We start from the raw sequence: 19,270 nt of genomic DNA on the forward strand, positions 1-19,270 counted from the left end.
TAGGTGATAAAATGTCTAGAATCAAAAGTAGATCAAACAGAAAAAAAAGAAAAACGATTATCATTGGAGTAGTACTATCAAGTGCCTTGCTCTTTATAAGTCTTTTGGCAGTAAGCAATTTAATGAAAGAAGACAAAAGGAGCGAGCAGACAGTAGATAACTCTATACCAGAAACACACTCTCCCTCCAAAAATGACACGGAACAGGTTAATATTGAAAAGAAGGTTGAAGAGATAACAGACTTGGCTTCAGAAGGAAAGGTCTTAAATCTTCCTTTTGTTGTTGGAAGAACAAATCAAAGCGTGGTACATAAGAGATTAGGATCAGCAACTGCACAGTCAGTGGTCAATACTATTACTTATGAAAACTACAATGACTATCCGAATTCAATAGGATTTAAAAAGAATGTGGTTGCTGACCTGAGATCAGAACAAAAAGAGATTCAAGAAATACATTATAGTGATATATTAGGAGTTCTTGGAGAAGCAGATACTGTGACAAATTATGAAGATTCGAGCCATCATCAAGTTATTCTTGCCTACGATGTCTCTCCAGAATATCGATTGAGGTGGGTACTCGAGAAACCAAAGAAGGGGAATGAAAATCCTTCTGTGCACCATATTTCACTATTAGGTATCGCAGAAGAAGAACCTAATGAGCAGTCTGCAAAACAGATTTTATCCAAAATGACATTGGAAGAAAAAATTGGCCAATTGATAATCTCTGGAGTGGATGGAACTACTTTTAATACAAGTGAAGAAAAGTTGATTTCCGATTTTCATGTTGGCGGGTTTATTTTCTACTCTGATAACTTAGAAACCATAGATCAGACGAAGCAGTTCGTACAGAAGTTAAACGAAACGAATGCTATTAATAAACTCCCTCTATTTATTTCTGTAGATGAAGAAGGTGGAAGGGTTTCCCGGTTGCCTGAGGTAAATTCAACTCCTGCTAATGAGGAAATCGGCAGGGTCAATGATAAGGAATATGCCTATAGTATTGGTGAAGAACTTGCAGAACATCTGAAAACTTTCGGATTCAATATGGATTATGCGCCTGTTCTGGATATTAATAGTAATCCAAATAACCCTGTTATAGGAGATAGATCCTATGGAAGCAATGAGACGGTTGTAAGCAATATGGGAATAGAGACAATGAAAGGGATTCAATCGAAAAGGATTGTACCGGTCATCAAACACTTTCCTGGACACGGTGACACATCCGTTGATTCCCATGTCCAGCTGCCAGTTGTAAATAAGGATTTACAACAGCTGCAAGACCTTGAGTTGATTCCGTTCAAAAAAGCTATTCAAAATGGGGCACAGGTCGTAATGGTGGCTCACATCCTGCTGCCAAACCTTGGGAGCGATTACCCAGCTTCAATGTCAGCTGCCGTAGTAGGAGATCTTCTTAGAAATCAATTGAAGTTCAAAGGGATAGTCATGACTGATGATATGACAATGGGTGCCATTGTGAACAACTATGGAATAGGGGAGGCTTCAGTTCAATCATTGGTTGCAGGCAGCGATATACTTCTTATAGCACATAATAATGGAAATGTATCAACAGTTTACAATTCTGTACTAAAAGCAGTTGAAAATGGGGTCATTTCAGAAGAACGAATTAATGAAAGTGTCATAAGAATCATTAATCTGAAAAAGAAATACCTAAATTGATAAGTCCATTTTTACTACTCAAAGCCAATATAATTAAAACCAATTAATTCTTAAAAGTGCCCCATCTTTTTTAAATGTTGCTCATACAATAGTAAAAAGAATGAAAAAATGAAGGGGGATGGGTGTGGAGGATCTCAAAGGTGGATGACTTGAAACAGCTGGAGGATGGATTCAAGCTGCGGGGGCATCAATTATTTCTGCAGGAGGAACAATTATGGCAGGGGTTAACGAAAACATTCAAACGAAAAGAGCTAAACTAGTGGCACTAGGAAATGGAATTGAAGTAGCAGGGAATTCACTGCAAGCAATTGGCAGAGAAGCATTGTTTACTATGAAAGAATCAAAACTTCCCATTATCGGTGCGTGGCTCCAGTCTGTTGGGAATAGCACCAACTTAGCAGCTGTCCTGCTTCTTCTGAGTGAAGAAGAGAAAAAAAGTTTGATCTGGACCTCCTAGGAGACACCGTGCAATTTCTGGGGGCTCTAAGTGAGACGATTGGCTTGAGCTCTATGAATAAGACTCTTTTTCCCTGCCCCTGATAGCAGCAGCCTGTTGGACTCTTGGTTGAAGCAATAGGGGGTTATACCTTATTAATGACCAAATCAGGTTGGGGGTAAGAATTAAAGCAATAGGAAATTATATTCAAACAGCTGGAGTAATCATTGCTGCAATTGGTTTGATTGTGTAATTTGATGCTGAAGTTAATGGGAGGGAAATGGTCAAAGGGACAGTTCAGTAGTCTCTTATTTGATGGTCTTGAAAACCTCTGGCTATGCAGAGGTTCCAGAGAGCTAATAGCGTGGTATAGAACACCTCTTTCTATAGAAAAAGCCGGTTCCTTATCACTACTTGCCATTGCAGCAGGAGGGGAGGTATCCTTGCTGATTGGCATTAATAAAGCCTAAAATAAGCGGAGTTTTTCCGGTTAAGCTTAAGAATTAAATGTGATTTAGGGTATATAAGCGGAATTTCTCCGCTTATTTCTCAACGTTTTTCAGCCGGAATAAATAGCCAGAGAAAATAATCCATTGGGCCTTTGAGGCCAAGGCTGGTAAGGAAGGCTTCCAGCCGCAGAGCAAACCACCAGTTTAAACTGGTGGTTTTGATTGTTTAAAATGCCATCTGCCTAACTAGGAGGAGATCACCGCTGAATCAACGTGTGATTCTCGAATAGAGTATGCTGAGCATTCCGATTTAGACTTTTCTATTAAGTAAAATAATGTGATTTAGGAAGATGGCACAATACCTGGTGCCTTCATCTTTTTACGATAATACGCAACCATTTAGTTGCACATGGTTGACATGCAACCTTAAAGTTGCATATAATCGGTTTATGAGATGGGATAAAGACGCTATATTCAAAGCACTTAGTGACTCGACACGGAGGATTATATTGGATGAGTTGTCGGAGCGAAATGAACTCACTTTATATGAGCTTACGACACGGCTCATTATGAAGCACAATCTTGCCATTTCAAGACAAGCGATAGCCAAGCATCTTTCAGCATTGGAAGCTGCGGGGCTTGTAACGTCAAAACGAAAAGGGAAGTACAGAGTACTTAATTTTAACAGTGAACCGCTGAGAAACTTGCTTGAAGGGTGGATAGATTAAAAGTAAGGATATACTGAATTGAACTAATTAAGGAGGACTTTTGATGTTAAATATAATTGTCACGAGTATTTTTGTAGAAAACCAGGAGAAGGCATTAAAATTTTATACGGAAACACTGGGATTTGTTAAAAAGCATGATGTGCCAACTGGAGAACATCGATGGATCACTGTTGTTTCACAAGGTCAAGAAAACGGAACCGAGCTATTACTGGAACCTAATGAGCATCCAGCAGCTAAAGACTACCAGAAAAAGTTATTCAGTGATGGGATTCCTGTAACAATGTTTGGCGTTGGGGATATTGGACAAGAGTATAAATGTCTATTGGAGAAGGGTGTGCAGTTTACAATGTCTCCAACAGAAATGGGCGGAATCACAATAGCTGTTTTCGACGATACTTGTGGAAATCTGATTCAGATCATGCAGCAGTAATTAAACTAGATTAGATAGATGGGAGTTGAAATAGTGGATAGTCAAATTGCACTAGAATTCGAAAAATCAAAGTCTGGTGATAAAGAGGAGCGTTATGAAGCTTTTCACACCATTTTGAATATTACGGACCAAAAAGTTGATTGGGCGTATGAGGTTTGGGATCAACTGTTAGAGGACTTAACTCACAAAGACAACCACCAGCGTTCCCGCGCCGCCCAATATTTAGCGAATCTTGCTAAAAGCGATCCAGAGATGAGGATAATGAAAGACTTTTCTAAATTGTGGCAGGTAACCAAAGATGAAAAGTTTGTAACTGCCCGGCACAGTCTCCAATCAATCTGGAAGGTCGGAATCGCAGGGCAGCCGCAAAAAGAAATGGTCATGGAAGCTATGACAGATCGTTTTAAAAATGGAATAGATGAAAAAAATTATACTTTAATCCGAAATGACATTCTCCAAAATATGAGAAATTTATATAACCATTACCATGACGAAACCATTAAGCAAACGGCTTTAGATTTGATTGAAACAGTTGAAGGCCCGAAGTATAAAAAGAAGTATACCGCTATATGGAAGTAGTTTATTGAAGGGAAAGGACTGTGCTGCGGAACTGGCACTGGGGGAACCTGTTGGCGGAGGTCATCCATCGTAAGCTTCAAACCTTCTAGGAGATGATGTGATGCAGCATTATTGAGTAACAAACATCTGTGAAAAATGAAAAATAGGAGTCAGGTCCTTAATTGAGTAATGTATGGTGAAAAATAAGGGGAGAATTTCCCGTTAATTGCAGCTTTGGACTCAAATAGGTGATGAATAAGGGGGATTTTTGCCCTTATATCAAGAAAAGCACCCTTATTTTAGTGTTTTGACTCAAATAAGGGGAAATTCTCCCGCTATTTTAGTTATTTTTAGTGTATTTTTTTAAATAAGGGGAATTTCTCCCTCTATTTGTTAAAGTGGACGCCCCTTGGTCAGCCCCGACAGGCAAATGTTCACAAGAGAAAAAAAGGTGCTCTATCCTTTTATTCTCTTGGAGTTATTTGACCCCGAGGGGCTGGGCGCTGGAACTAGACACTCTTAATTCTACTCCAGGAGGCCACTCCCGCGCAGGTATACGAGATCCCTCCGTCCCACATTCTCTAATTCCGTTATTCCAAAGAATTAATTTTTTGATTTCCAAGATAACGGTATAGAGTAGACTTGCTTATTCCTGTCTTGGTTTTTATTTCAGACAAAGAGTACTCTTTGGACTGATACATGGTTAATGCCAATTTTATGTTTTCATCAGGGATTTTTGGCCTGCCGGCTGAGATCCCTCTTAGTTTTGCTTCTTTTAGTCCTTCTCTGGTTTTGGAACTGATGGTGTCACGTTCGAATTTTAAAATGTGTCTTAAATGGTTCCTGAAAGAAGAATGGTTATCTATCTCCGTCTCGATTTCCTCTTCAATTGATAGAAAAAAAGCGCCTTTTTCCTCAATGGTAGTAAGTAGTTCAAGGAGATGGGGAAGGGAGTCTGCTAAACTAGAAAGCTTTGCAACCGCGAGCTTGTCTTCTGGTTTCAGGTCATTCAGCAATTGTTCGAGAGCATGTCTATTTTTTGAAGAAGAGTGAGATTCCTCGATAATTTTGCCGCAATCCATTTTATATAGAAGCGCATTTTGCTGTTCGCAGTTTGGATCTATGTTGGAAGGTCTTGAATACCCAATTAGCATAATGAACACTCCTTCAGTGATTTACATATTTGTATAATACCATTATGGTTCCTTTTTGGGACAGAATATGTTAAGATTTTGTAAAACGTTCACAAGTTGTATTTATGGAAAAGGGAGTGGAATTATGAAAACCCTAATAAATAAAAAGAATACAACTAATTTTGCAAACGAATTCACTTTCTTCTTCGTGATGGCAGTTGTATTACTTTGGTTGAAAACGTATGTCGTTCAATTAACTCAATTTAATTTAGGAATTGAAAATCTAATCCAGCACATATTGCTTTTTGTGAATCCATTAGGTTCTTCGTTGTTGTTTCTAGGTGTGGCTTTGCTTTTTAAAGGCAGAAAGAAATTAATCATTCTCATGGTGATTTATTTTATAATGTCCATTCTGTTATTTGCAAATGCCATGTACTATCGATTTTTTAATGATTTTATTACAATTCCAACTTTAATGCAGACCCAGAACTTTGCGAATGTCAGCAGCAGTGCAGGGACTCTCCTGCAGCCTGTCGACCTGTTGTTTTTTGCGGATGTTGTTTTTCTTCTAGGTTACCTTGTATTGAAATTTAATAGACCAGAAATCAACACAGTGACATCAAAGAGGGTTAAAAGGGTGTTGGTGATCGCTTTAATGATATCAGGGGTCAATCTCGCAATATCGGAAATAGACCGTCCCCAATTATTAAAGAGAGGCTTTGACCGGAACTACATTGTTAAGTATCTGGGAGTCTATAATTATACGATTTATGATGCTTATCAAAGCACAAAAGCGAGTGCGCAGCGGGCTTTGGCCAGCAGTGATGACGCGACAGAGATAGAGAACTATACGAAATCGAACCATGCGGATCCAAACCCTGACTATTTTAGAAAAGGGGAAGGGATGAATGTAATCTATGTTCACATGGAATCTATTCAAAATTTCCTCATTGACTATGAACTTCATGGCGAAGAAGTGACACCGTTCTTGAATTCTTTGACCGATGAAGAAAGCACGTTCTACTTTGATAATTTCTTTCATCAGACGGCTCAAGGGAAAACGGCTGATGCAGAGTATATGGTAGCCAACTCTTTATATGGTCTGCCACAAGGTTCAGCTTTTACAACAAAAGGGTTGAATACCTATCATTCAGCTCCTGCTATTTTAAAACAGCAGCAAGACTACACCTCTGCAGTTTTCCATGGTAATACCGGGAGCTTCTGGAATAGGGATGAGGTTTATAAATCTTTTGGATATGATCATTTTTATGACGATCAATACTTTGATATTAAACAGGAGGATCTAGCTGATTACGGCTTGATGGATAAGCCTTTCTTCCAGCAGTCGATTCCTTTTTTGGAATCACTTCCTGAACCGTTCTACGCGAACTTCATTACCGTTACCCATCATTTCCCGTTTACGATGGATCAGGAAGAAGCTACCATCGGTAAACATACAACTGGTGATAAAACGGTAGATAATTATTTCCAGACAGCCAGATATGCCGATGAAGCCCTGGAGCAATTCTTCAATTACCTGAAGGAGTCTGGTTTATACGAGGAATCCATTATCGTTATGTATGGAGACCACTACGGAATATCCAAAAATCACAATTCTGCAATGCAGAAAGTTATCGGCAAAGAAGTTACCCCATTTGAAAGTGCCGGACTGCAGCGGACGCCGTTATTCATCAGGGTCCCTGGCATGGAAGGAGAAGTGAATCATGAATTTGCGGGACAAATTGATCTGCTTCCAACTCTCCTTCATTTGCTTGGAATCGAGTCTGATGAGTATTTGCACTTTGGAACAGATATCTTTTCAGAAGAACATGATGATATTATCCCATTCAGAAATGGAGATTTCGTAAATAAGGATATCTCATCAGCTGAAGGGAAATTCTATGATACTTCTACAGGCGAATTGCTGCCAAGTGACGAAAGAGAAAAAGCTGAAGAAATGCAAAAGATAGCGGAACAAAAGTTAAGCCTCTCAGATAGAGTGGTTAATGGCGATTTATTACGGTTCTACACACCAGAAGGCTTTAAAGAAGTAGATCGTACCCAATATGACTATGATGCTGAATTACAGTAATGAATCTTCCACATCATCTCAGAACAATTATTTGCTGACTCCTTTCTTAATGAGAGAGTCAGCTTTTTTTGGGAAAAGGGTGTACAGGTGACACTCACGTTTCTCCATCTGGATGAGCTATGGAGTGACCTTCCGCTGTATTTTAAATGGGAGACTAAAGAATACGATATGCTCATTACGAATGAGGAAATGAAAAAGCTTTAATTATATAAGGATCTTGTTTCCCAAATGAACTCCAAGTTAGAAGAGTTGTCATAAACAGTATCTAGTATATGATCGAAGTAGAAATGTCCTTTCGCCCAGCTGTGCAATGAAAAAACAGCAGCGAAATCCGCTGCTGTTCATTCATTGTTTAGTTATTGTAAGTGAGAGGCTAATTATATTATTTTATCACTAACTATAATAAATATAGTGAATGAATCTTACTTACCTTGATAGTCATTCATCATTTCATCATCTTTTTCTCTTTCTTCTTCATCAACTTGTGTTTGAGATGAATTGCTTTCCTCATTTTTCGATTCTTCATCAATGTTCTCTTCTGTATTATTATCTTCATTGTTTTCTTGCTCATTATTATCATTTACAGTAGCATCTTCGGTGTTATTGCCTGCTTGCTCGTCGGTGTTTTCTTCATTGTTAGTTACTGTACTACTATCTTCATTACTTTCCTCATTATTATCTTCATTTTCTTCATTAGCATCTGCATTTTGCGTTACATTACTATCATCATCGGATGCTTCATTAGTATTCTCTTGTTGTTCTGCTTCTTGGCTTTCCTCTTCCAATGCAATCACGACTTCATCGTCACCACTTCCAATTACGATTCCATCACCTGGTAATAGAAGATAGGGATCGATGCCAGGATTGAGGGTGATCAGTTCATCTACTGTAGTATCGTTATCTGCTGCTATGGTTTCTAACGTGTCTCCATCTCCAACTAAGTGAACTTCTTCCCTTGTATCGACTCCAATCACTTCTCCTATAGGTAACGCTAATGGATCGAAATCAGCGTTTGCTTCTATTAGGTCAGTGACATCGACCCCATAATCGTGGGCGATCCCCCAAATGGTATCTCCTTCTTTTACCACAATTTCATCCGCACTGGCTGTTCCAGCTGCGCCTAACATAAAACCTGCGGCAAGAGCTATAGTTGATAGTTTCTTAGTGTTCTTCATCTGAACTCCTCCTTTTATTAGGTGTCTATTAGTTTTTTATCCTAAATATGTTTCATCAAACATTGAGGTTACTAGTCCTTATAAGTGAAACCAATTTTTTACAGAGGGTGAAGTGTTAAGGGATATCCTTAATCTGCAAGTTGACATACTTAAGGGAGGGTGCTATTGTTATTTTTATTAAAGACATTAAGAGTCCTTAATATCTTTTTAGGTTCTTTTCGTAAACTTTGTCGCTATTTAACATTAAATGAGCAGATGTCACCTTAAATCAACGAAAATAATGGTAAGAAAGAAAGGAGCTGCATCCTCTAGTTAGGGAGGAAAACCTTAGTATTTGGGGATATCCGAAAGCAACAATCTATGAGGAAAACAGCCTTTTTTTAAAACCGAGGAGGTAATTGTATGAGGTATTCGAATGCCACAAACTATGCTCTGCATACTATGGTCCATTTAATGCTGGAGTCTGGCAGAAGCTCTATGGGGGTTCAGGAATTAGCTGAAATGCAGCATCTTTCCCCTACGTACCTTTCAAAAATATTAACTAAACTTACGAAAGCTGGGTTGATTGAGTCCACACCCGGCGCAAAGGGAGGGTATAAAATCTCGAGAAAAAAACAGGAGATCTCCTTTTTGGATGTAATTAATGCGATTGAAGGTGATACCAGTTTCTTTGAATGCTCCATTCATCATGAAGATTGTTTAATTGAAAATGTCATGAGGCAGTCAGAGGAAAACATGAAAGCTGAACTGAAATCAAAGCTGTTAATTGATATCGCGAAAGAGGCAGAACTCAAACAGAAGAAAGAAAAAAGCTAAGAAAATTTGTAAAGGAGTGTTCAATATGATCATTGATTGTGCTGTAATTGGCGGTGGTCCGGCTGGACTTAACGCTGCGCTCGTTCTTGGAAGATCAAGGCGAAAAACCATCCTGTTCGATGACAACAAACCGAGGAATGCGGTGACTTCCCACTCGCACGGTTTTATCACGCGAGATGGTATTAACCCGCAGGAATTGAAAAGGATAGCGCAGGAAGAATTAAGACAGTACCCGGACGTAAGGATTCTGAAACAGCGCGTGGAGCTCATTAACAAAGATAATGACTTATTTCAGGTTAAGACGGAAGCCGGTGAAGTGTACCATGCGAAAAAGATCATTCTTGCAACCGGCTTTAAGGAGACGCTTCCAGACATCGCAAAGGTGAAGGAATTCTATGGAAAGAGCTTGTTCAGCTGTCCTTTCTGTGATGGGTGGGAATTGAGAGACCGCCCGCTTGCTGTCATTGCAGAGGGACAAAAGGCTTTTCATATGGCGAAAGTGGTTTCCAACTGGACGAACGATTTAATTATTTTCACGAATGGAAGGAAAGGTCTTTCGGCAGACGAAAAAGAATTGCTCATTAGTAAAGGTATCGGTTTTAATGACAAGAAAATCACTGCTCTGATTGGCAAGGAAGGAATACTCGAAAGAATCCAGTTAGAAGATGATTCAGAGATTCTCCGCCAAGGAGGGTTTATAGCTGCAGATTGGAAACCGGCTGCTTCTTTTGAATCTTCCTTGGGATATACATTAAACGAGCTGAAAGGAATTGAAACAGACAGTTGGAATCGTACAAGTGCAAAAGGGGTGTTTGCTTGCGGTGATACAAAAATAGCCGGGCCCTCTCAATTGATTATTGCAGCAGGAGAAGGGAGTATGGCAGCTATAGCTGTAAACGCAGAACTAATAGAAGAAAAATTCAATCAGGAAGAAAAAACAGCTTTATAGAAAAGGAGAATTTTTATGCATCACCATCACGGAAGGTACAAGAGGAAAATATCATACTTGGAAAGTCCCAAACGAAGAAAAGAATTCTCTCCGGAACAACTGCTGAACATGATTCCAATAAAAGAAAAGGACAATATTTTGGACTTTGGTGCAGGCACTGGTTATTTTTCCATTCCTGCGGCTAAAAGGATCAAGGGTGACGTCTACGCACTAGACATTGACCCATCCATGCTGGAGATAATAAAGAAGAAATCAAGAGAGGAAAACCAGGAGAATATCATTGCTGTTCAAGGAAGTATCGAGGCACTTCCTTTGGGTGAAGGTTCTGTTGATGTCATCATCGCTTCGCTGGTCCTGCATGAAATTCAGCCGCTGGCACCTCTCATGCAGCAAATGTATACTTTACTAAAGAAAGAAGGCTATCTGATCTGCTTGGAACTTGAGCCAAAAGTAAGTTCAGAGAAAGTACCGAGAATTAACTTAGAAAGAATGGAAGTGGAATTGAAAGAAGCAGGATTCCAAATTTCAGAAAAAGTTTTTCCAGCGGAATCTCTATATATGCTCATTGCAAAGAAGACTGATTAACTACTTATTCTTTTGCTTAATTATAGATATTAAATATCTATAATGTATGTATTAGCTTTTTTCATTATAGATCTTTAACAGACTAGATTGCCGGAGCTCGGACGCAAGCAGAAGCAAGAAACGAAATACTGGTTATAGTGAGGCCGGCTTAGTGATAAATAAGCGAAACTATTGTAAAAGGACTGGCAGGTAAACAATGGATAACTAACCTGATTTTTTTCGTTTGAAATTCATATTTCAGAGGACAAAAACTTAAGATTGATCTGCCCATTTTTCTAAAAGCTAACGATAGAAATAAAATGCTTAGAAAATCATTCGGCTGGCCTTATAGTTCGAGTCCGGTAAGAAAGGCTTCCCTTCGCAGAGAAAACCACCGGTTCACATTGGTGGTTTTTATTTATAGACAAATGGTGGACATGAAAATGATCCCTAGCTGAGATAGGAGAAGCAGAATTTCAAGTGAATAGGTGGAATTTTCTCTATTTCCTTCCAGAAGAACTCTCAGAACAAATGGCGGCGTCTAAGCCATATTTAAAAAGAGGTTTAACCTATCAACAGAGAAGGAATTAAAAGTATAGTACTATAATAAAAGGAGGCGTCTTGATTGAGTAAATTAGACAAACAGAAAGTATTATCTGACGGAGTTACTCCTCAAACACAAGCCGAGCAGCCGTGAGTAGAGAGGAAAATGAACCCGGTTCCTGTCTATGAATTAGAAAGTCATGTCGGTTCAGGCAAGCTGAAAGGCAAAGTGGCCTTAATTACAGGAGGAGACAGCGGGATTGGAAAAGCAGTTGCGATTGGCTATGCAAAAGAAGGAGCAGATATAGCCATCGCCTACCTTAATGAACATAAAGATGCTGAGGATACAAAGAAGCGCATCGAGGAGGAAGGGGTCAAATGCACGCTTCATTCTGGTGATGCAGCAGATGAAGCATTTTGCTTTAAGGTTGTTGAAGACGTCGTGGAGCAGCATGGGAAGCTGAACATCCTTGTTAATAACGCCGCGCGCCAGGAAGTTAAAGAAAGTGTACTCGATATCAGCGCTGAGCAATTAAAACACACATTTGATGTTAACTTTTTCTCAATGGTCCATTTTACAAAAGCAGCCATTCCCCATTTATCTGGTGGTGACAGCCTGATATACACGTCATCCATCAACGCTTATGTTGGAAACAAGGCCCTAATTGACTACACGTCTACAAAAGGTGCGATAGTATCGTTTACTCGTTCCATTGCGCAGGAACTGGCTCCAAAAGCAATCAGAGTTAACGGTGTAGCACCTGGACCGATCTGGACTCCGCTGATACCAGCGACGATGCCAGAAGACATGCAGGAATCCATCGGGGTTTCCACACCTCTTGGTCGTCCCGGACAGCCTGCGGATCTCGTAGAACCTTATATCCTCCTTGCTTCCGAAGGATCTGCCTATATGACGGGCCAGTTCATCCATGTAAACGGCGGAGGCTTTATGTCCTCTTAAAAAAAAGCCTGGCAGTAAAGAAAGAGCTGGATAAGCAGAAATGGCTTTCCAGCTCTTCCTATTATTTCAGTTATAAGGAGATTTCAGTTCAATTATTGCATTTAACGGTTAAAACTCCCTTTATTTTAAATTTAAATTCTGGGCTGCTCAACCCAACATAGCGCTTCTTCCAAAATTTCCTGACGTGGGATTGTTATAAACCAACACTTGAGTCGGAAGCTCTAAAAAAACGTCTTACGTTTATTGAGATAAGGTTACCGGCCGCTCGATTGACTCATTAAAATAAGGCTCGATTTTTAATAATTGTCGATTATAAAAAGAAATCCAAAACTACAATAATATTCCAAGTCCTATTGCGGCATACTTTTCCTAGAAGTACTGCAGTTCTTTTAGGAGGAGATTACTATGGATGATCCAAAACAGGAAAGTCGGAAGCTGGAGAAAATCAGTCCGTTTGAGTTGAAAGACAAACTTATAGATCTGGCAACAGGAAAAAAGAGAATGACGAGGTCCATGCTTGATGCAGGCCGGGGGAATCCCAATTGGATTGCCGCTTCACCAAGGGAAGCATTTTTCGCTCTCGGACAATTTGCAGTTACGGAATCGAGAAGGGTCTGGAATGAAGGGGATCTCGCCGGGATGCCAAATCATGCGGGGATGGCCGACCGATTCTATCAGTATGTTGAGGAACATAGGACAGCACCCGGGATTTCTTTGTTGAAGGAAATTGTGGATTATGGGATCCACACAAAACAGTTTGAAAAGGATGCCTGGCTCTATGAATTGGTAGATGGAATCATCGGCGATAACTATCCTAATCCTGACCGTATGCTTGTCAGGACGGAAAAAGTTGTTCATGATTTTTTATCCAAAGAGATGTGCGGCAGCGATACGACTTGCGGCACATTTGATATTTTTGCTGTTGAAGGGGCAACGGCCGCGATGTGTTATATCTTTGAGACACTTTACAAAAATCATCTTCTGCCCCACGGATCAAAAATCGCCCTGATGGTTCCTATTTTCCCTCCATACATAGAAATACCGGAACTGCCCAACAATGATTATCATCTCGTCAATATCCGGGCGGCTGAAATTGATGAAGAAGGCCATCATACTTGGCAATACCCTGCAGAAGAGCTGGACAAGTTAAAGGATAAGGATATCAAGGCACTTTTTCTTGTAAATCCAAGCAATCCGCCATCTGTCGCCTTAAAAAAAGAATCCATTGAGAAGATCATAGACATCGTAAAAAATGATAATCCGAACCTCATGATTATCTCGGATGATGTGTACGGTACATTTGTTGAAGGCTTCCGGTCTCTGATGGTTGATTTGCCTTATAATACGATTGGGGTGTATTCTTTTTCAAAATATTTTGGTGTGACAGGCTGGCGGCTGGGGACCATCGCAATCAACGAAAACAGTGTGTTTGACCAGTTGATCCGGGAGCTGCCGGAAGTAGAGAGAACGGTTTTAAATAAAAGGTATGCGTCGCTTACACAGAATCCGGATGAATTGAAATTCATTGACCGAATGGTAGCCGACAGCAGGGACGTTGCGCTGAACCATACGGCTGGCTTATCAACACCCCAGCAGATCCAGATGGCAATCTTTTCAATATTCGCCATGCTTGATAAGAAGAATAAGTATAAGCAAAAAACGAATGACATATTGAAGAGAAGAATGGTGTTATTATACGAGGGCTTGGAGCTGCCAAAGAAGCATTTGCCGAACGACGCTGACTACTATACAGAGATTGATTTGGAAATCTGGTGCAAACTTCATTATGAAGAAGGGTTCCTGGATTACCTGAAAACGAATTATAAGCCGGTGGATATCTTGTACCGCCTGGCTGAAAAGTCTTCCATCGTCTTAATGAGCGGAGAAGGTTTCATGGCTCCCGAATGGTCGATTCGTGTATCTCTTGCCAATTTGGAGGATGAGGCATACTCTGAAATTGGACGGGAGTTAAAGATGGTTCTGGATGATTATTTGGTTGAGTGGAAAGAACAAGTTTAATCACCATAATATTATTATGTAAACAAACCATTTTTAAAAATACCTTGAAGCTCATGGGATGCAAATAATTTTTGAAAAATAACAGTGAAACGGCAGAGGAAATTTTTCATCTGCTCTTTTCCTGTTTATTTGAACTGACCAGGTTTTAGGTGTGTAATCAAGGGAATTACCGTAATACCTTTTTCAAGGAGCATGGTTCAATTCTTGCTAATATTGTAAGCATGTTATTCCTTGTTATGTAAATACAGGTGAAAGCCTTTTAATACAGGAGGAAGACGATGAAATACGGAGGTGTAGGGTTAATGATGTTAGCCGCTGTATGCTGGGGCATTAGCGGCGGAATTGCCGGTATTTTAATGGGGAAAGGGTGGGATCCAATTGTGATCTCGCTATACCGGGGAGCTGTTGGATTCCTATGTTTTTTCATATGGTTTCTGTTTCAAGTTAAACAGAATTGGTTTTCCAATAGGCGTTTTTATTTATGGTCAATCTTGGCAGGGGCAGGCGTCGCCGGAAATTTCACTTTTTATTTCTTGAGCATTCAGGCTGCCAGCATTCCTATTGCTTCTACTTTAATGTACACGGCTCCTGTCTTCGTCCTTTTGCTCTCGTTCCCGCGCTGGGAAAAGAGCGTTCGACTTGGTTTAAAAGGGGATCCATTGCAGGGGTGCTTGCAGGAATCATCCTCCTTACAGGCGCGTACAATCTCGAAACCATTTCAATAAGTTTTCTAGGGATAGCAGCTGGTCTGGCTGCCGGCCTTTCTTATGTACTGTTTATATTTGGATTCAAAAACGCTTCTTCGATTGGAAAGCTGCAAACCACATTAACCATTGCCTTTTTTTCATTTTGTATCATTCTTTTTCTATTATCGAACAAAGGGGAAGCAGCTAGTGTATTGACTTCAGCTGACATAAGCTGGTTTCTGCTGTTAGGAATTCTCGGTGTGGGAATCTCCTTTATATTTTATGTCCTTGGCATTCAAAAGACTGCTCCGACAACAGCTTCAATGGTGGCAATGATCGAACCGGTCACAGCTTCATTATTTGGTCTCTTGATTCTGGGTGACCACTTGAACCTGATTCAATACCTTGGAATGGCGATCATTCTTACTACCATCACTTTACTTAGTGTAAAGCAGTCTGGGTAAGTTTGCAGTCTGGTATTATACCGGATAGAAGGCAGTTAAAAAACCAGTTTAATAATTCATTCTACTCATCCTCTAGGCGAATGGGACCACATCATATCATTGTATTCATACAATGATATAAAGAAAACCGGAATGAAGAGGGTGAGAAATGTGGATGATTTTTACAGTACATTGCTTGAAACAGCAGGGGGCTGGATTCAGGCAGCTGGAGCGGCTATAGTTTCTGTCGGCGGGACGATTTTAGCCAGCACTTCAGAAGAATCTTCGGTGGAAAAAGGCTTAAAGCTCGTGGCTATTGGAAATGGCATTGAAGCTGCGGGAAACTCACTTCAAGCTATAGGGAGAGAAAAGGCTGCTGTTGAAAAACGTATGAATCTTACTATCTTCGGTGCCTGGCTTCAGGCAGCAGGAAACGTTACCAATGTTGCTGCAGCCCTTCTTATTCTAGACGAAGAGGAAGAGAGCGGCTTCAAGCTTGACGTCTTAGGAGACTCTGTTCAATTTCTAGGAGCCCTAAGTGAAACAGTTGGATTACGTTCATCAGAAGAAAGCCCTTTCTTAAAGACTTTGGTTTCAGGGAATCTCATCCAGTCATTCGGACTTCTCATTGAAGCAATAGGGGCTTTGTACATTGTTAAGGGTCAAATGAAATTGGGGGAAAGAATTAAAGCAATAGGAAATTATATTCAAACAGCTGGAGTGACGGTTGCTGCAATCGGATTGACGGAGAAATTGGAATCAGAAGAGTAAGCTTTCTTTCAAAAGGAAATGAAAACTTTCAATATAGTGTTATTGCATATTTAGGCGTTATTTATGGGGCGTTAGAATGTAGTCTAAGAATTGCCTTATTTAAAGGGAACTGCTCTTATTCGAAGAGACCTCTTTAATTTTCTACACGCTTTTCTAACTTAAAGATGTGATTATCCATGTGTGTAAGTCTGCTATTAAGGTAATCAAATTCGGACTCAGTGTATTTACGAGAAGTCTTTAACAAAGCAACTACATCCTGAGTTTGGGATGCTTCAATCCTATCTACTGTTTCTTGTACTTTATCAACAGAGCCTTCTAAGCTTCTGACAGAATCCTTTAAACCATTAACAGTACCTTTCATATTTTAAAAGAACTCTCCAAGTTTCCGACAGAACCTTCAACTTTCTCAAGACTTCCATTCATTTCAACTGCCAATTTTTGACCTTGTCTTAATTCCAGCAATATTTGATATAACACTTCTTCCAGTTTTAACCCCTCCTTTTAATGTATTATAGCACAGTGGTCTAAGAGGAACGGTAGTCTTATTTTGTTGAATTTGTGGTTGTTTAAGGTAAAAATTTTAGTGATTTTGTCTTACATCAGAGACCTTTTAGTTAGGCAGATAGGAGCTGCTCTCCCTTTGAAAACTGAAAAAATTAGTATCCAGGGATTTCTGAAAGCAACTCGTTTTACCATCTTACATTGATCAGAAGTTTCATCGCTTCAGGTTTGATATAATGAATTCTATAATCTATTAAGGGCCGATATTCGGGTATTGAGCTAAGTACTGGTGCAAAAGACCCTTAATCATGGAGAAATATGACTACTATTGCCTGCCGCGTTTCTTTTTTCTTTCAAGGTAATCCTCGTACAATAATTCATAACACACTTCCGCAGCTTCGAATGGATTTTTACCCTGGACCATTACCTCTTTATATTCAGCGATATAGCCATCCTTAATTTTCTTCACCCATACTGTTACATTAGGACTCTTCTCTTTGCCAGGCACGAGAAAAAGCGAAAACTGTTTCATTGAAAAAAACACCCCTTTCACTATATTTTACCATTTTTATCTTCTGATGGGCTCTTTTTTTTTGCAAAGGGATAGTTCCTTATAGGGCTTTACTGGGGTAAAGTGATTTCTATCCATTTTCGCAGTTTGTACTTGGAATGATTGTTCCTGTACCTTTCTATATATATTAAAAAGGGATATAAGAGGTGGGGATGCTGTGAATTTCAATATGTCTTCTGCAAAGCTGCTGGCATTGAACTTACAAGGTTTTTTAGATTTAGTGAATCGAACATACCGGCAACATTCATTCATCGTTTTGAATCAGGATATTTTATATCGGCTGAACCTGCTGGTGGAGGAATTCAGGCTTCAGGTTTTAACCGATGAGCTGATCCGGCTAACAAAGTATGAGGACGAAGAAAAACAAACTCTGGTGAACATCGAAAAAGTACATGAAAAGATAATTATTATAGAGGAATTCATCGAGCACAATTATGATGATTTGTTTCTTTTTTCAGGAAGGGTATATAGCATTCTTTCCATTATCAATTCGCTTTATCATCAGAGTTGATGATGGGTGGATATCATAATCACCATCCTTTAAAGGGGCATGCTGTTATCGGTGCTTCTTCTGTGAAAGCAAGAAGTTCGGAACCGAACAACTTATTATACGTCCTGCCATATGGAGATCTATAAGAGGTGGTTGGAAGGGAAGCAATAATTCATACTTAATGAAAGTAACCTCCAGGAATTCTGGAGGTTATTAAAGATCTATTAATTGGGGAAGTCATCTTTGAAATTTAAAGCATTTATTACTCTTCTTCAGAATCTTCTTCTTCATCTAGGTCTGGTGTCAGTGCCAAGTGCCACTATCGCTCTCTTCTGGGTCCTCGTTCAACATTCCTTCGTTGTCTTCTTCAGATGCCGGATTACCTTCATCAGTTCCTTCACCATCACCGGAAGTATATAAGCAGAACCGGTAATAAAAAAACAAGCGTAAGGATAGATTCCTCATGCTTGTTTTTTAAGTTGAAGCTTTTCAATAATAGCTGCAACATCAACAGAGATGTCATTGATATGATCATATGCCTCTTCTATTCGCAGCATTTTTCTGACTACCTTTTTGGTATCCTCGGATATGTTTAGTTCTTCTTCCCAGGTCCGTTCTTGCTTGGAAACTGGTTGAAAGTTGGAATAGAGCAAAAAGAGAAGAAAGTGTCCTAATGCATAATAATCACTTTTATATGAGTTTTCACGAAAAAGGTCTTTTTCAGAAGTTTTATTTTGTAAAGACTGAGTATGAGAATTTTCGTCAAATACAGCAAGGCCAAAGTCGATAACATGAATGCCCTTTTCGTTTTGAATAATATTGGGCAGGCGCAGATCACGATGGATGCACTGACGCTCATGCAGGTTTTGAACAATTGAAGTAACCTCCAGGAGAATGGACAAGCTCTCTCTTTCAGAATAAATGCGGCCTTCATTCAAAATGAGGTCTTCAAAATTCGCCCCGTGGATATGCTCCATCACAAGGTACACATTTTTCCTTTCTTGGAAGAGATCGATCTTTTTGGGTATGGAGGGGTGATCCAGCTTGGAAAGGGTTTCAGCCTCTTCAATAAGCATTCCTTCGCAATTCTTTCCTTTTCGCTTTCTGTTCCGCTTAACCACGACGATCTCATCCTTCTTTTTATCAGAAGCCAAATAGACCTGTCCGTAGCTTCCTTGCCCAATAAAATATAGAATGCTGTATCTTTCATTAAGGGTCGTTCCTTTTTTTAGAGGGAGGTTCCATAAGTTTTTAAGAAAGTGAAGCATTTGTTATCAGC

At 39.7% G+C, this 19,270-nt stretch carries 19 protein-coding genes and 1 pseudogene; 15 read left to right on the forward strand and 5 right to left on the reverse strand.

Annotated elements, in window-relative coordinates; translation table 11 throughout:
• Positions 1 to 11: 11 nt before the first annotated feature.
• From FZC78_RS11310 to FZC78_RS11330, 5 genes are all read left to right on the forward strand, one after another.
• The gene (locus tag FZC78_RS11310; protein WP_148939812.1) at positions 12 to 1,676 is read left to right on the forward strand and encodes a glycoside hydrolase family 3 N-terminal domain-containing protein; all 1,665 of its coding nucleotides are present in this window, start codon (positions 12 to 14) and stop codon (positions 1,674 to 1,676) included.
• Positions 1,677 to 1,887: 211 nt separating this feature from the next.
• Positions 1,888 to 2,133, forward strand: coding sequence for a DUF6944 family repetitive protein (locus FZC78_RS11315; protein ID WP_435874104.1), 246 nt, complete (start codon positions 1,888 to 1,890; stop codon positions 2,131 to 2,133).
• A gap of 877 nt (positions 2,134 to 3,010) precedes the next feature.
• Complete coding sequence (locus FZC78_RS11320) at positions 3,011 to 3,289, forward strand: ArsR/SmtB family transcription factor (protein WP_148939814.1); 279 nt, start codon at positions 3,011 to 3,013, stop codon at positions 3,287 to 3,289.
• 43 nt (positions 3,290 to 3,332) lie between these two features.
• Positions 3,333 to 3,719, forward strand: coding sequence for a VOC family protein (locus FZC78_RS11325; RefSeq protein WP_148939815.1), 387 nt, complete (start codon positions 3,333 to 3,335; stop codon positions 3,717 to 3,719).
• A 33-nt stretch (positions 3,720 to 3,752) separates the two neighbouring features.
• The gene (locus FZC78_RS11330; protein ID WP_252183595.1) at positions 3,753 to 4,298 is read left to right on the forward strand and encodes a hypothetical protein; all 546 of its coding nucleotides are present in this window, start codon (positions 3,753 to 3,755) and stop codon (positions 4,296 to 4,298) included.
• 569 nt (positions 4,299 to 4,867) lie between these two features.
• On the opposite strand, the gene FZC78_RS11340 is transcribed toward FZC78_RS11330, so the two are convergent.
• On the reverse strand, positions 4,868 to 5,431 hold the full coding sequence (locus tag FZC78_RS11340; protein ID WP_148939817.1) for a recombinase family protein: 564 nt from the start codon (positions 5,429 to 5,431) through the stop codon (positions 4,868 to 4,870).
• A 124-nt stretch (positions 5,432 to 5,555) separates the two neighbouring features.
• Between FZC78_RS11340 and FZC78_RS11345 the strand changes: the two genes are divergently transcribed.
• The gene (locus FZC78_RS11345) at positions 5,556 to 7,502 is read left to right on the forward strand and encodes an LTA synthase family protein (protein ID WP_148939818.1); all 1,947 of its coding nucleotides are present in this window, start codon (positions 5,556 to 5,558) and stop codon (positions 7,500 to 7,502) included.
• Positions 7,503 to 7,924: 422 nt separating this feature from the next.
• Here FZC78_RS11345 and FZC78_RS11350 read toward each other — a convergent pair whose 3' ends face one another.
• The gene (locus FZC78_RS11350) at positions 7,925 to 8,677 is read right to left on the reverse strand and encodes a LysM peptidoglycan-binding domain-containing protein (RefSeq protein WP_148939819.1); all 753 of its coding nucleotides are present in this window, start codon (positions 8,675 to 8,677) and stop codon (positions 7,925 to 7,927) included.
• 402 nt (positions 8,678 to 9,079) lie between these two features.
• Here FZC78_RS11350 and FZC78_RS11355 point away from each other — a divergent pair, with 402 nt between their 5' ends.
• The 8 genes and pseudogenes from FZC78_RS11355 (at position 9,080) to FZC78_RS11385 (ending at position 16,429) form a co-directional block, all read left to right on the forward strand.
• Positions 9,080 to 9,493, forward strand: a complete 414-nt coding sequence (locus FZC78_RS11355) for an RrF2 family transcriptional regulator (RefSeq protein ID WP_148939820.1) — start codon at positions 9,080 to 9,082, stop codon at positions 9,491 to 9,493.
• Positions 9,494 to 9,518: 25 nt separating this feature from the next.
• On the forward strand, positions 9,519 to 10,442 hold the full coding sequence (locus tag FZC78_RS11360) for an NAD(P)/FAD-dependent oxidoreductase (RefSeq protein WP_148939821.1): 924 nt from the start codon (positions 9,519 to 9,521) through the stop codon (positions 10,440 to 10,442).
• Between the two features lie 15 nt (positions 10,443 to 10,457).
• A complete protein-coding gene (locus tag FZC78_RS11365) occupies positions 10,458 to 11,027 on the forward strand; it encodes a class I SAM-dependent methyltransferase (protein ID WP_148939822.1) in 570 nt (189 codons plus the stop codon).
• 604 nt (positions 11,028 to 11,631) lie between these two features.
• A pseudogene (locus FZC78_RS11370) lies at positions 11,632 to 12,510 on the forward strand (SDR family oxidoreductase).
• 405 nt (positions 12,511 to 12,915) lie between these two features.
• Positions 12,916 to 14,529 carry an aspartate 4-decarboxylase gene (gene aspD / locus FZC78_RS11375; RefSeq protein WP_148939824.1) on the forward strand — a complete coding sequence of 538 codons (1,614 nt, stop codon included), beginning with the start codon at positions 12,916 to 12,918 and terminating at the stop codon, positions 14,527 to 14,529.
• Between the two features lie 305 nt (positions 14,530 to 14,834).
• The gene (locus tag FZC78_RS24755) at positions 14,835 to 15,254 is read left to right on the forward strand and encodes a DMT family transporter (RefSeq protein ID WP_353733575.1); all 420 of its coding nucleotides are present in this window, start codon (positions 14,835 to 14,837) and stop codon (positions 15,252 to 15,254) included.
• Entirely contained in the window at positions 15,197 to 15,679 is a 483-nt protein-coding gene (locus tag FZC78_RS24760; RefSeq protein ID WP_353733571.1) for a DMT family transporter, read from the forward strand. The genes FZC78_RS24755 and FZC78_RS24760 overlap by 58 nt, the downstream gene beginning before the upstream one ends.
• A 150-nt stretch (positions 15,680 to 15,829) precedes the next feature.
• Positions 15,830 to 16,429, forward strand: a complete 600-nt coding sequence (locus FZC78_RS11385; protein WP_148939825.1) for a DUF6944 family repetitive protein — start codon at positions 15,830 to 15,832, stop codon at positions 16,427 to 16,429.
• 133 nt (positions 16,430 to 16,562) lie between these two features.
• On the opposite strand, the gene FZC78_RS11390 is transcribed toward FZC78_RS11385, so the two are convergent.
• Together FZC78_RS11390 and FZC78_RS11395 are read right to left on the reverse strand one after the other, a co-directional pair.
• Positions 16,563 to 16,790 (reverse strand): hypothetical protein, encoded by a 228-nt coding sequence (locus tag FZC78_RS11390; protein ID WP_148939826.1) that lies wholly within the window; start codon positions 16,788 to 16,790, stop codon positions 16,563 to 16,565.
• Between the two features lie 465 nt (positions 16,791 to 17,255).
• Positions 17,256 to 17,462, reverse strand: a complete 207-nt coding sequence (locus FZC78_RS11395; protein WP_148939827.1) for a hypothetical protein — start codon at positions 17,460 to 17,462, stop codon at positions 17,256 to 17,258.
• Positions 17,463 to 17,658: 196 nt separating this feature from the next.
• Between FZC78_RS11395 and FZC78_RS11400 the strand changes: the two genes are divergently transcribed.
• The gene (locus FZC78_RS11400) at positions 17,659 to 18,012 is read left to right on the forward strand and encodes a hypothetical protein (RefSeq protein WP_148939828.1); all 354 of its coding nucleotides are present in this window, start codon (positions 17,659 to 17,661) and stop codon (positions 18,010 to 18,012) included.
• Between the two features lie 440 nt (positions 18,013 to 18,452).
• On the opposite strand, the gene FZC78_RS11405 is transcribed toward FZC78_RS11400, so the two are convergent.
• On the reverse strand, positions 18,453 to 19,259 hold the full coding sequence (locus FZC78_RS11405; protein WP_148939829.1) for a serine/threonine protein kinase: 807 nt from the start codon (positions 19,257 to 19,259) through the stop codon (positions 18,453 to 18,455).
• Between the last annotated feature and the right edge of the window lie 11 nt (positions 19,260 to 19,270).

Source organism: Rossellomorea vietnamensis (assembly GCF_008180415.1).
Lineage (GTDB): Bacteria > Bacillota > Bacilli > Bacillales > Bacillaceae_B > Rossellomorea > Rossellomorea vietnamensis_C.

Bases quoted from the DNA above. Each gene is read 5' to 3' on its own strand.
- FZC78_RS11310 (WP_148939812.1), top strand. From the start codon at position 12: ATGTCTAGAATCAAAAGTAGATCAAACAGAAAAAAAAGAAAAACGATT.
- FZC78_RS11320 (WP_148939814.1), top strand. From the start codon at position 3,011: ATGAGATGGGATAAAGACGCTATATTCAAAGCACTTAGTGACTCGACA.
- FZC78_RS11325 (WP_148939815.1), top strand. From the start codon at position 3,333: ATGTTAAATATAATTGTCACGAGTATTTTTGTAGAAAACCAGGAGAAG.
- FZC78_RS11340 (WP_148939817.1), bottom strand. From the start codon at position 5,431: ATGCTAATTGGGTATTCAAGACCTTCCAACATAGATCCAAACTGCGAA.
- FZC78_RS11345 (WP_148939818.1), top strand. From the start codon at position 5,556: ATGAAAACCCTAATAAATAAAAAGAATACAACTAATTTTGCAAACGAA.
- FZC78_RS11350 (WP_148939819.1), bottom strand. From the start codon at position 8,677: ATGAAGAACACTAAGAAACTATCAACTATAGCTCTTGCCGCAGGTTTT.
- FZC78_RS11355 (WP_148939820.1), top strand. From the start codon at position 9,080: ATGAGGTATTCGAATGCCACAAACTATGCTCTGCATACTATGGTCCAT.
- FZC78_RS11360 (WP_148939821.1), top strand. From the start codon at position 9,519: ATGATCATTGATTGTGCTGTAATTGGCGGTGGTCCGGCTGGACTTAAC.
- FZC78_RS11365 (WP_148939822.1), top strand. From the start codon at position 10,458: ATGCATCACCATCACGGAAGGTACAAGAGGAAAATATCATACTTGGAA.
- aspD (WP_148939824.1), top strand. From the start codon at position 12,916: ATGGATGATCCAAAACAGGAAAGTCGGAAGCTGGAGAAAATCAGTCCG.
- FZC78_RS24755 (WP_353733575.1), top strand. From the start codon at position 14,835: ATGTTAGCCGCTGTATGCTGGGGCATTAGCGGCGGAATTGCCGGTATT.
- FZC78_RS11390 (WP_148939826.1), bottom strand. From the start codon at position 16,790: ATGAAAGGTACTGTTAATGGTTTAAAGGATTCTGTCAGAAGCTTAGAA.
- FZC78_RS11395 (WP_148939827.1), bottom strand. From the start codon at position 17,462: ATGAAACAGTTTTCGCTTTTTCTCGTGCCTGGCAAAGAGAAGAGTCCT.
- FZC78_RS11405 (WP_148939829.1), bottom strand. From the start codon at position 19,259: ATGCTTCACTTTCTTAAAAACTTATGGAACCTCCCTCTAAAAAAAGGA.